The 11502-nt window shown below is 73.4% G+C and carries 9 protein-coding genes and 1 pseudogene; 4 read left to right on the forward strand and 6 right to left on the reverse strand.

The window, feature by feature from the left end:
- Positions 1-115: 115 nt before the first annotated feature.
- Complete coding sequence (locus tag GQS09_RS23070; protein WP_165989305.1) at positions 116-1003, reverse strand: endonuclease/exonuclease/phosphatase family protein; 888 nt, start codon at positions 1001-1003, stop codon at positions 116-118.
- A gap of 312 nt (positions 1004-1315) precedes the next feature.
- Here GQS09_RS23070 and GQS09_RS23075 point away from each other — a divergent pair, with 312 nt between their 5' ends.
- On the forward strand, positions 1316-1990 hold the full coding sequence (locus GQS09_RS23075) for a hypothetical protein (RefSeq protein WP_165989307.1): 675 nt from the start codon (positions 1316-1318) through the stop codon (positions 1988-1990).
- A 60-nt stretch (positions 1991-2050) separates the two neighbouring features.
- Here the strand turns inward: GQS09_RS23075 and GQS09_RS23080 are convergent, their stop codons facing one another.
- The 5 genes and pseudogenes from GQS09_RS23080 to GQS09_RS23100 all read right to left on the reverse strand — a co-directional run bounded on the left by GQS09_RS23080 (position 2051) and on the right by GQS09_RS23100 (position 8706).
- A complete protein-coding gene (locus GQS09_RS23080) occupies positions 2051-3085 on the reverse strand; it encodes a LacI family DNA-binding transcriptional regulator (RefSeq protein ID WP_165989309.1) in 1035 nt (344 codons plus the stop codon).
- A gap of 436 nt (positions 3086-3521) precedes the next feature.
- Complete coding sequence (locus GQS09_RS23085; RefSeq protein ID WP_313896294.1) at positions 3522-4370, reverse strand: carbohydrate ABC transporter permease; 849 nt, start codon at positions 4368-4370, stop codon at positions 3522-3524.
- A complete protein-coding gene (locus GQS09_RS23090) occupies positions 4367-5794 on the reverse strand; it encodes an ABC transporter permease subunit (protein ID WP_165989311.1) in 1428 nt (475 codons plus the stop codon). Before GQS09_RS23090 ends, GQS09_RS23085 begins: the two co-directional genes overlap by 4 nt.
- A gap of 24 nt (positions 5795-5818) precedes the next feature.
- Positions 5819-7242: pseudogene (locus tag GQS09_RS23095) on the reverse strand (ABC transporter substrate-binding protein).
- A gap of 198 nt (positions 7243-7440) precedes the next feature.
- On the reverse strand, positions 7441-8706 hold the full coding sequence (locus tag GQS09_RS23100) for an ABC transporter substrate-binding protein (protein WP_165989313.1): 1266 nt from the start codon (positions 8704-8706) through the stop codon (positions 7441-7443).
- 190 nt (positions 8707-8896) lie between these two features.
- Here GQS09_RS23100 and GQS09_RS23105 point away from each other — a divergent pair, with 190 nt between their 5' ends.
- The 3 genes from GQS09_RS23105 to GQS09_RS23115 all read left to right on the forward strand — a co-directional run.
- The gene (locus tag GQS09_RS23105) at positions 8897-9403 is read left to right on the forward strand and encodes a PadR family transcriptional regulator (RefSeq protein WP_165989315.1); all 507 of its coding nucleotides are present in this window, start codon (positions 8897-8899) and stop codon (positions 9401-9403) included.
- 179 nt (positions 9404-9582) lie between these two features.
- Positions 9583-10320, forward strand: coding sequence for an ABC transporter ATP-binding protein (locus tag GQS09_RS23110; protein ID WP_165989319.1), 738 nt, complete (start codon positions 9583-9585; stop codon positions 10318-10320).
- 4 nt (positions 10321-10324) lie between these two features.
- A partial coding sequence (locus GQS09_RS23115; protein ID WP_313896295.1) for an FtsX-like permease family protein occupies positions 10325-11502 on the forward strand: 1178 nt, incomplete at its 3' end.

Consider the following 11502-nt stretch of genomic DNA (forward strand, 5'->3'; position numbering starts at 1 on the left):
GGCCGGCCGCCGGCGGGGGCCGGCCTCTTCCGCTCCGTGCGCCGGGGCCCGTTCGGCCGGGCCCGCCCCTCTCCTCCGGCGGGCCGGCGCAGGCGTGCTGTCCCGCCGGGGGCGGTCAGACCAGGCAGAGGGTGCAGTCGAGGCGGCTGACGTAGATCAGGTGGTCGGAGTGAGGGCTGGCCACCGCGGCCGTCCGGGAGGTGCGCCAGTGGGCGTTGCGGCTGCTGCCCAGGACGAAGAGGTAGTCCAGCTTGCGGCCGTCCTCGTGGGTGGCGAACCGCCAGGCGTCCCGGGGGCCGTCGGCCTCCTCCGCCACCTGGTACATCGGGGTCATCGTCGCCTGGTGCGGCTCGGCGTTGAAGTCGCCCCCGATCAGCACCGCGGCATAGTCGTCCAGCGGCCGGCCGCCCGGCTCCCAGTCCAGGAACTCCCGGGCCTGGGCGGTGCGCACCTCCTCGCTGCCGGACTCCAGGTGCACGCTGCACGTCACCACGTCGCCCAGGATGCCGCGGAAGACGGCGCACACCGCTCCGCGCCGCTCCGGGCCGCCGATCTGGGTGGGGAAGGTGTACTGGTAGGTCCGGAGGGGGGCCCGGCGGGTGAGGATGACGTTGCCGTAGCGCTCGCCGTTGGCGCAGGTGGTGCCGGTGTCGTAGAAGACGCCGTGCATGCCGGTGGCGCGGGCCAGGGCGGTGCCCTGGTTGTGGCACACCTCCTGGAGGGCGAGCGAGAACCAGTCGCCGGGCGGGGCGACGGCGTGCAGTCGCGCGGCCTCCTCGTCGATCCACGGGCCGGCGTCGCCCCGGTGGCCGACGTTCCCGTAGATGTTGTAGGTGCCGACCATGCCGGCGACGGTGGCGGATGCGGCGGCTGCGGCGGGCGGCTCGGTCACGGCGGCCTCCGGCGGGACAGGCGGACGGGCTGCGGCGGGGGCGGCGGTCAGCAGGGCGAGGGCCAGGGCCACGACGGCTGCCCGCAGGCCCCCCGGGGGAGGAACGATCATGCACATGCGCTAGCCGACCCGGCGGCCGGCCATGCCTTCCGGCGCGGGAAAACACCCACCGGGAGCGAATGGTCATACTGTATGTGCACGCCCCGTTGTGGCGGGTAACATCCTGCTGCCATGGCAACGGGAGGGGGAAGCCATCGATACCGGTGGACCGATGGGCTGCATGAAGCCGCTGCGCGCCGACGATCCGTCAGAAATTGCCGGTTACCGGCTGCTGGCCCGGATCGGCGAGGGCGGCATGGGGTGATGGTCACCGGCCCGGCGGGAGGCAAGCCGGAACGCCCGCCGAGGGGGCGCGCTCCGCTGGTGATCGCGGGTCTGGTGGTGGCCGTGGTCGTGGTGGTGCTGGCCGCGGGGTCCCTGCTGCTCACGTCCTCCAGTGACAGCAGCAGCGCCACGGGAGAGGCCGCGGAGGCCGGTGCGGACCCGGACCAGCCGGAGCGGTCGCCCGGGGTGAATCCGTCGGAGAGCCCCGCCCAGGGGGCGGACCCGGGGAACGGCGGGCAGGAGACCGGAGCGCCTGCGGAAAGCGCGGACCCCTCGGAGACGGAAGCCGCCGAGGCGTACACCGTGGTGCACGACCGGGTTCCGCTGACCCTGCGGGCCCCGGCCCAGCGCACCTACACGCATGTGGAGCCGGACGACGCGACGATCACCCCGAACGAGGGCAACTACCTGGTCGGCGGCGTGGAGTTCCTCTACGGCAACTGGAATCCCGCAGTGGCCGGGCTGGAGTTCCTGACCCCCACCGGTCTGGCCCGGGAGCCCGGCCCCGAGTCCTGCCGCACCGGCCAGCGGACCGATGTCCTTCCGGGCCCGGTGCTGATGGCCGATCTGGCGGAGGGCGACCCGGTGGGCAGCGGCACCCTGCTGTGCACGGTCACCACCGAGGGAGACCTCGCCATGCTGGAGGTCACGGGGATCAGCGACGAGGAGCTGCCGGAGATCACGGCCGAGCTCACCCTGTGGGACATCTCCTGATCCACCGCTCCGGGCGCGGGGCCGGGCCGGGCCGGCCCCGCGCCCGGTCCGGACGGCGGGTCAGGTCTCGGCGCCGGCCGCCGCCGCGCGCGGCGGGGCGGTGCTGTCGCGCACGATGAGGTCGGTGGCCAGCTCCACCCGGCGGGTCTCCGGGGCCTCACCGCGGCCCATGGTGAGCACCGTGCGGGTGGCCAGCGCGGCCATCTCCTCCAGCGGCTGGCGGACCGTGGTCAGCGGCGGCCAGGCCGAGCGGGACAGCGGCAGGTCGTCGAAGCCGACCACGCTCAGATCCTCCGGTACCCGCAGCCCGCGCTGGCGGGCGGCCTCGAAGACACCGAACGCCTGGAGATCACTGCCGGCGAAGATCGCGGTGGGCGGGTGCTCCAGGGAGAGCAGGGCATGGCCGTGGTCGTGGCCCGAGTCCACCAGGAAGGTGCCGCGCCGGATCAGCTCGGGCGCCACCTCGACCCCGGCCGTCTCCAGGGCGGCGCGGTAGCCGTCGATGCGGGCCTGGCTGCACAGCATGTCCGCGGGGCCGCTGATCACGCCGATCCGCCGGTGGCCCAGCTCCAGCAGGTGGCGGGTGGCGGCCAGGCCGCCGTTCCAGTTGGTGGCGCCGACCGAGACCACGCCGGGGGCCGGCTCGCCCTCGGGGTCGACCACCACGAAGGGCAGGGAGCGGGCGGTCAGCTGCGCCTGTATGGCGCCGGAGAGCCGGGAGGCGACGATCACCACGCCGTCGGTGCGGCGGGCGGCGATGCGTTCCAGCCAGTCGCGGCCGGGGCCGGCATGGGTGTGCAGGACCGAGATCACCACGCTGCCGCCGGCCTCCCGCGCGGCGCTCTCCGCGCCGCGGATGATCTCGATCGCCCAGGGGCTCTCGATCTCCGCGAAGACCAGGTCGATCAGGCCGGCCGGCTCGCCGTCCTGACTGACACGTCGCTGGTAGCCGTGCTTGTGCAGCAGCCGTTCCACCCGCTGCCGGGTCTCCGGTGCCACCTCCGGACGCCCGTTGATGACCTTGGAGACCGTGGGGATCGAGACCCCGGCCTCCTCGGCGATCAACGCGATCGTCACCCGCCTCTTCGTTGCCATGGGCAGAAGTCTAGCCGAAAAGTTTCGGAGTCCAGGGTGGGGCATCCGGGAGGAAAATGCGGACGCGCCGCCCCGTCCCCTCCCGGGACAGGGCCACTGACCTGTCACGACAAACCCACTCGGAAAGATTCGATGCCATATCGAAACTTTCGCTCCCCCTGCCCAAAGGGGCTTGTGTGGCGGCACAACGCGCCTGCCCGTACGGGCAGATGGCCGCGTTCCGGCCTCCGGCTCCCCAGCCCGAATACCCTCTTGCGGCCCTTCGTGAACCTGCTACGGGCCGCCCGGCGGCCGGACATGCCGACGGCCCGCCGGACCGCGCTGCGGCGGCCGGGCGGGCCGTGGCCGGGTGGCCTGGTGATCCGCGGGCCCGTGGGAGGGGGCGGAGAGGGCCCGCGGATCACCGGCCGGGAACGTCCAGCGGGATGACGGCCGGTCACTTCACCGAGCCGGCCATCACTCCCTGGACGAAGTGGCGCTGGAAGGCGAAGAAGACGATCACCGGGATCACCAGGGAGAGGAACGCCCCGGGTGCCAGCACCCCGATGTTGCTGCCGAACTGCCGCATCTCGGACTGCAGCGCCACGGTCAGCGGCTGCGAGTCGGCGTCCGCGAACAGCAGTGCCACCAGCATGTCGTTCCACACCCACAGGAACTGGAAGATGGCCAGGCTGGCGATGGCGGGCCGGCCGAGCGGCAGTACCAGCTGGGCGAAGATCCGCCACTCGTTGCCGCCGTCCAGCCGCGCCGCCTCCAGCATCTCCCGCGGGATCTCCGCGAAGTAGTTGCGCAGCAGGAACACGGCGAACGGCAGACCGTAGGCGACGTGGAACAGCACCACGCCGGGAATGGTGCCGAACAGGCCGAGCTTCCCGAAGAGTTCGGCCACCGGCAGCAGCCCGATCTGGACCGGGACCACCAGCAGCGCCACCACCAGCAGGAAGATCCAGTCCCGGCCGGGAAACTCCAGCCAGGCGAAGGCGTAACCGGCGAGCGCGGCGACGACCACCACCAGCGCGGTGGCGGGCACCGCGATCAGCACGGTGTTGGCCAGCGCCTGGGTGATGCCGCTGTTCTCCAGCAGCGCGCTGTAGTTGTCGAAGGACAGCTGGCGCGGTTCGGTCAGGGCGGTCCACCAGCCGCTGACCTGGTTGTCCTGCTCGCTGCGGAGCGAGGAGAACAGCAGCCCGGCCAGCGGGGTGAGCCAGACCAGGGCCACCACGAGCAGGAAGATCCGCAGCGCGCCGGAGGTGAGCAGCCCGGTCAGCCGGGCGGCGGGGTTCACGACTGGCTCCTGCGGAAGCGGCGGACGTTGAACACCATGGCCGGGATCACCAGAAGCAGCAGCAGCACGGCAAGCGCACTGCCCATGCCCTGGTCGTTGCCGCCGCCGAAGGAGACCAGCCACATCCGGGTGGCGAGCACGGCGGCGTCCTCCTGCACCGGTCCGGGTGCGATGACATAGACCAGGTCGAAGACCTTCATCACATTGATCACCAGGGTGACGAAGACGACGGTGAGCACCGGCGCGAGCATCGGCACGGTGATCTTGCGGAAGATCTGCCATTCGTTGGCGCCGTCGATCCGGGCCGCCTCCAGGGCGTCCCGGGGCAGCGAGGCCAGCCCGGCGCCGATCAGCACCACCGCGAATCCGGTCCAGATCCACAGATAGGCGCCGATGACAGCCGGGGTGATCATGGCCGGGCCGAGCCAGGAGACGCCGCCGTAGGGCTCGGCGAAGTTCCCGGCGGGCAGCTTCACGGTGTACTCGCCGTCCGGCAGGCCGGTGAGGACGAAGCTGCCGTCCGGGCCGGTGGTGGCGGTGGCCGCCACGGTCTTCCCGTCCGCGGCCAGGGCCTGGACGGTGATGCCGGGCAGGCCCGTCTCGCCGGGGTCCACCCGGCCGGGCTCTCCGCCGCCGCCCGGGGCGAAGTCGAGCCATACCGTGCCGCGGAGTTCGTCCGCGGCGCCCTGGGCGGAGCCCGCCCCGTGCGCGGGCTCCGCCTCTCCCGGGAGGTCTCCGGGGGCGATGCCGACCAGACCGAGGTCGAGGGACTGGCCGGGGACTGCGGTCCGGGCGCTCAGGTAGGAGCCGTCCGGTCCGGCTTCGAGTCCGCCGCCCTCGCGGACGCGGGCGGTGGGGTAGGCGGCCTGGCCGGCGAAGGTGTCGTGCACGCCGGTGACCACCGCGTTGAGCAGACCGCGGTCGGGGTCCTGCTCGTAGGCGAGGCGGAAGATGATGCCCGCGGCGAGGAAGGAGACCGCCATGGGCAGGAAGAGGACCAGCTTGAAGGCGGTGGCCCAGCGGATCTTCTCGGTGAGCACGCCGAGCACCAGGCCGAGGCCGGTGAGCACGGCCGGGGCGACCACGACCCAGATGGCGCTGTTGCGGATGGCGGTCAGCGTGGCGTCGTCCTGGAACAGCTCGGTGTAGTTGCCCAGGCCGACGAAGCGGTCGCCGTCCGCGTCGAACATGCTCCGGCCGAGCGAGAACACCACCGGGTAGACGACCAGGGCGCCGAGCAGCAGCAGGGTGGGGAGGACGAAGATCCAGGCGGTGATCCGGCGGCGGATCGCGCCGGGGCGGCGGTCTGGCCGGGTCCCCCGCCCGGCGCGGCGCCGCGGTGATGCGGCGCCGCGCCCGGACGCGGGGAGAGGCGGGGAGGGGGACCCGGCCGGCTGCGGGGACGGGGAGGTGACGGAGGTCATCGGGGGGTGTCCTGCCCGCCGCGCTCAGTTCCCGAAGGCCTTGGCGGCTTCCGCCTCCAGGGCCTCGGCCGTGGCCTGGGGGTCGGAGGGGTCGCGCAGGAAGTCCTGGAGGATCTTCCACTCGCCGGCGCCGCTGGTGCCGCCGAACGCGGCCGGGGCCTGGTCGGACATGTCGAAGCGGACGGTGTCGCCGGCCTCGATCAGCGAGGCGGCGGTCTCCTGGGTGATCTCGTCGCCGTAGGCGGAGAGGTCCAGGGCACTGTTCGGGGAGAGGAAGCCGCCCGCCTCGGCCCAGATGGCGGCGGCCTCCGGGGTGGCCAGGAACTCCACCAGGCGCTGGGCGGCCTCGGTGTTCTTGCCGTCCTTGAGGATCACGGCGGCGTCACCGCCGCTGACCACGGGGGCGGTGCCGCCGTCCACGGCCGGGAAGGGGAAGAAGACGGCGTCCTCGCCGAGGGTGCGGCCGTAGTCCTCGCGGGCCAGGCCGCCCACGAAGTCGCCCTCGTAGACCATGGCGGCCTGGGGCTCGGGGCCGAAGACCTTGCCGACGGAGGTGGGGAAGTCGGTGCCGAGGGAGCCGTCGGCGCCGCCGGCCAGCAGTTCCTCGCTGGAGAACAGTTCGCCCAGGGTGGTCAGGGCCTCCACCACGGAGGGGTCGGTCCAGGGGATCTCGTGGACGGCGAGCTTGTCGTACATCTCGGGGCCGGCCTGGGAGAGGTAGATGTTCTCGAACCAGTCGGTGAGGGTCCAGCCGTCGGCGCCGGCCACGGCGAAGGCGGGCAGCCCGNGGTCCAGCCGTCGGCGCCGGCCACGGCGAAGGCGGGCAGCCCGGAGTCGGCGATGGTGTTGGCGTTCTGGATCAGCTCCTCGTAGGAGGAGGCCGGTTCCACACCGGCGTTGGCGAACGCCTCGGGGCTGTACCAGATGGTCGACTTGTGGGCGGCCTTGAAGTAGAGGCCGTAGAAGGTGCCGTCCACGGTGCCGTAGTCGCGCCAGACGCTGGCGAAGTTGGCGGTGGCGGTGGCGTCGACCTTCTCGTCCAGCGGCTCCAGCCAGCCGGAGCGGGCGAACTCCTGGAGCACGCCGAGCTGGGCGACCAGCACCACGTCGGGCGCGGAGCCGCCCTGGATCTTGCTGCCCACGAAGGTGGCGAGGTTGTCGCCGGTGGAGGTGAAGGTGGTCTTGGCCCCGGTCTCCTCGGTGAAGGCGTCCAGCACCTTCTGGAAGTTGTCGAGTTCGGTGCCGGTCCACACGCCGGCCACGGAGACGGTCTGGCCTTCGAGGTCCTTGCCGGAGCCGCCGCCGGAGCCGGAGCCGGAGCCGGAGTCTCCCCCGCAGGCGGTGGCGGTCAGGGAGAGGGCAAGCAGGGCGGCGGTGGCGGCGGTGAACCGTCGGACACGGCCGAGTATGGGTCTGGTGGTGGTACGAGGCCAGGTCGGTCGGCTCATGGCAGTACGTCGTCCCTTCGAGCTGCCTGCAACGGTTATAGATGCATGTTAGGTATCTCCTACAGAAGGGTGTCAACGGTCGCGCACGGCCCAATATCCCTAACAGTTAGGTAACCGGTCCACCCGGCGAGGGCCGGCGGCGGCCGGCGACGGCCGGTGGCGGGGGCTGCGGAGGCGTGGCCCGCGCGGCGCCCGACCTCAGTCCCGGCGGACGATGGCCGCCAGTTCACGGGCCAGCCGGTCCACCGCGTCCCGCGGACTCTGGCGCAGCGCCATCACGTCGTGCACCACCGCCTGCACCGCCAGGCTGACCTGGTCGTAGCGCGCGCTCTTGGGACGCGGCTGGGCCGACAGCACGCTGCTGCGCAGCGTCGGCAGATAGGGGTGCTCGCGCACCAGCTCCGGATCGTCGTAGAGCGAGGCCCGCACCGGCGGCAGCGAGCCCTCGGTCAGTACCCGGCGCTGCACCTGCTCACTGGTGAGGTAGGCGATCAGGTCGGCGGCCGACTCCGGATGGCGGGAACCGCTGCTGATCGCCAGGTTGGCACCGCCGAGCACGCTGGCGCCCGGTCCGTCCGGTCCGGGCAGCGGAACCGCGCCCACCCGGCCGGCCACCGCCGAGCCGGGCGCGTTCGCCATGGCGTACACATAGGGCCAGTTGCGCAGGAAGAGCAGCCGCCCGTCCTGGAAGGCGCGGCGCGACTCCTCCTCCTTCCAGGTCAGGGCCTCGCGCGGGATCCAGCCCTCGCGCACCCCGCCGGCCAGGAACTCCAGCCCCTCGCGCACCGCCCGGGAGCCGGCGGTCACCCGGGTGCCCTCGTCCCCCAGGAAGGAGCCGCCGGCCGAGGCGACCGCCTCGGTGGCGTTCACGGTGAGCCCCTCGTAGGGCAGGAACTGGCCGGCGTAGCCGGCCAGGCCGTGCTCCGGTGCCACGCTGCGGGCCAGCCGGGCCAGTTCGTCCCAGGTGCGCGGGGGCTGCTCGCCGGCCGCCGCCAGAATGTCGGTGCGGTAGTAGAGCAGGCCGGCGTTGGTCACATAGGGCACCGCGTAGAGCCGGCCGCCGAAGGTGGCGGCGTCCACCACCGGCGGCAGGAAGGAGTCCAGCTCGAAGCGGCCGGCGTCCAGCTCGGTGATCCAGCCCGCCGCGGCGAACTCCGAGGTCCAGGCCACATCGATGTTGAGCACGTCGAACCGGCTGCTGCCGGAGCGCACTTCGGTGATCATCTGGGCACGGGTGTCGTCCGCCGCGTCCGGCAGCTCGATCAGCGTGACCTGCTCGTCCGGGCGCCGCTCGTTCCAGTCCGCCAGCAGGCCGGCCCAGTAGCCGGTCCAGTCCTCGGTGGTGACCAGGGTGAGCGGGCCGCGCCCCGCCGCCTGCGCGGATTCGGGCACGGCCGTGGCATATCCGGCGAGCAGGGCCAGCACGGCCAGGAGTCCGCGCCCGGCGGCCCGCGTCCACGGCATCGGCACCTCCCGTCCCCGACGAGGGCAGCCTCGTCGCCACACCCGGGTCCGATCATATAACTGTTAGCTATGCGCGATAATGGGCCGTCCATCACGATCCAGCAGCAGCGGCACGGCCGCAGGCGTCCCCGCCGGCGCCCGCCGCCCGTCCCGCACCGTACAGCCCCGGACGGGGAGGAGGAGGGCGCGCGTGCGTCTGCCGATCCTGGCTCTCCTCGCGCACGGCCCCGCCCACGGCTATGAGCTCAAGCAGCAGCTCGAAAGGCTGCTGGGCGCCGCCTACCCGCAGCCCAACGTCGGCCAGATCTACGTCACCCTGGGCCGCCTGGAGAAGTCCGGCCTGATCGAGGGCGAGGAGGTGGCGCAGGAGAGCCGCCCCAACAAGCGCACCTACCGGCTCACCGAGGCCGGGCGGGAGGCGGTCGCCGCCTGGTTCGAGGACACCACCGACGAACCCCGGGTGCGGGACGAGTTCTTCATGAAACTGGCGCTGGCGCCGCACACCGGGATGGCCGACCGGGTGGCGCTCATCAACAGACAGCGGCGGCAGTACCTGAATACCATGCGGAGCCTGTCCAAGCTGGCCGCCGCCGAGGACCGGGACAACCGGGTGGCCCAGCTCCTGATCGAGGGCGCCATGCTGCACCTGCAGGCCGACCTCGACTGGCTGGAACGCTGTCAGGAGGAGTTCGAGTGAGCCGAGCGGACCGACACCGAAACGACCGATCCGGCATACCGGACACGCCTGACACGCCTGACACACCCGCCGCTGCCGCCGCACCGGCCGGAACGCCCGGCGGAGAGGGCGGAGACCACGGGGAGAACGGGGAGAAGGGGGAGAGCGGGGAGCACGCGGGCCACCCGGGCCGGCCCCCGCTGCTGCGCGCCGAGGGCCTGACCAAGACCCACCACGGAGAGGGCGGCCCGGTGCACGCCGTGCGCGGGGTCGGCCTGCACGTGGACCGCGGCGAGTTCGTCGCCGTGACCGGGCCCTCGGGCGCCGGAAAGTCCACCCTGCTGCACCTGCTCGGCGGCCTCCAGCGCCCGGACAGCGGCCGGATATGGATCGACGGCCGCCGGGTCGACGGCTACAGCGAGACCCGCTGGGCGGTGCTGCGCCGCCGCAGCGTCGGCGTGGTCTTCCAGTTCTTCAACCTGGTCTCCAACCTCACCGTGGCCGACAACGTGGAACTCCCCGCCCTGCTGGCCGGCTCCCCGCCGCGGGCCGCCCGGGAGGCCCGCGCCGAACTGCTCGCCGAACTCGGCCTGGCGGGCAAGGAACGGGCCATGCCCGGCGAGCTCTCCGGCGGCGAGCAGCAGCGGGTCGCCCTGGCCCGCGCCCTGGTCAACCACCCCGACCTGCTGCTGGCCGACGAGCCGGCCGGCAGCCTGGACAGCCGCGGCACCCGCGAGGTGCTGCGCCTGCTCACCCGCTTCCACCAGCGCGGCCAGACCATCGTGCTGGTCACCCACGACGCCCGGATGGCCAGCGCCGCCGACCGGGTGCTCAGCCTGTTCGACGGCCGGATCACCGACGACGCCGCGCTGGACGGGGACGTCCCGGCCGGCCGCCCCGGGCGCGGAGTGGCCGGTGTGCTGGGTCTGAGAGGCTGACACCATGCGGGCCACGCTGCGCTGGGCGCACGCCGATCTCCGGGCACACCGCGGCGAAGCCCTGTTCTTCGTCCTCGCCACGGCCGGCATCGTGGCCTCCCTGCTGCTGGCCGCGGCGCTGTTCGGCTATGCGTCCAATCCCTGGCAGCGCGTCTTCACCCAGTCCGAGGGCGCCCACATCTGGCTGCACACCCGCCCGGACGCCGAGACCGGCGCGCTGGCCGGGCTGGACGGGGTGACCGGCCTGTCCGGTCCCCACCGCACCGTCCGCACCACGGCCGAGACCCGGGGTGTGCCCGCCGAACTGGAGCTGCGGGCCGCCGTGACCCAACCGCCCGCCGTCGCCCGGCCGCAGCTGGTCACCGGCCGCTGGCTGACCGGGCGGGACGCCGAGCAGTCCGGCACGGCGGCCGGCGGCGTGGTGCTGGAGCGTTCGCTGGCCGAGGAGCTGTGGGCCGAGCCCGGCACCCTGCTGACCGTGCCCGGTGCGGACGGCGGCCACCGCACCCTGCGGGTGGTCGGGGTGGCCGAGACCGCCGAGCCCGGCTACCGGCCCGGGGAACGCCCGGGCGTGGCCTGGGCACCCGCCGAGGTACTGGTCCGGACCGCCGCGGAACGCTCCGGCCAGGCGGTCGGCCTGCGGCTGGCCGACCCCGCGGACACCGACTTCCTGATCCAGCGGGCGGTCACCGCACTCGGCCCGGACCAGGTGGTACAGGTCGTGGACTGGCGGCAGGCGCGCACCGAGGGAGGCGGCAGCGACCGCACCCTGGGCCTGCTGTTCGCGGTCTTCGGGCTGGGCGCGCTGCTGGCCGCCGGGCTGGCCGCCTCCGGCGCCATCGGGGTGCGCATCCGCGGACAGCTCCGGGACATCGCGGTGCTCAAGGCCATCGGTTTCACCCCCGGCCAGGTGGTGCGGATCTTCCTGCTCCAGCATCTGGGGTTCGCCCTGCTGGGCGCGGCCGTGGGCACCGCGCTGATCGGTGCCCTGGGGGGCCGGCTGCCCGGCCGGATCGGCGAGGCCACCGCGGTGTGGCGGGACCTGCCCGGTTCCACCGCGGTGATGGCCGCGGTGCCGGCCGCCACCGTGGCGTTGATCGCCGCGGCCACCTCCCTGACCGCCTGGGGCGCCGGGCGGGTGCCGCCGGTGCCGGCCGGGCGGGCCGCACTGCCCGCGGGGCG

Origin of the sequence: Streptomyces sp. YIM 98790, assembly GCF_011421595.1 — a bacterium.
Taxonomy (GTDB): Bacteria; Actinomycetota; Actinomycetes; order Streptomycetales; family Streptomycetaceae; genus Streptomyces.

Excerpts from the sequence above, each read along its gene's own strand:
- GQS09_RS23070 (WP_165989305.1), bottom strand. The coding sequence starts at position 1,003 with ATGATCGTTCCTCCCCCGGGGGGCCTGCGGGCAGCCGTCGTGGCCCTG.
- GQS09_RS23080 (WP_165989309.1), bottom strand. The coding sequence starts at position 3,085 with ATGGCAACGAAGAGGCGGGTGACGATCGCGTTGATCGCCGAGGAGGCC.
- GQS09_RS23090 (WP_165989311.1), bottom strand. The coding sequence starts at position 5,794 with ATGACCTCCGTCACCTCCCCGTCCCCGCAGCCGGCCGGGTCCCCCTCC.
- GQS09_RS23100 (WP_165989313.1), bottom strand. The coding sequence starts at position 8,706 with ATGCCGTGGACGCGGGCCGCCGGGCGCGGACTCCTGGCCGTGCTGGCC.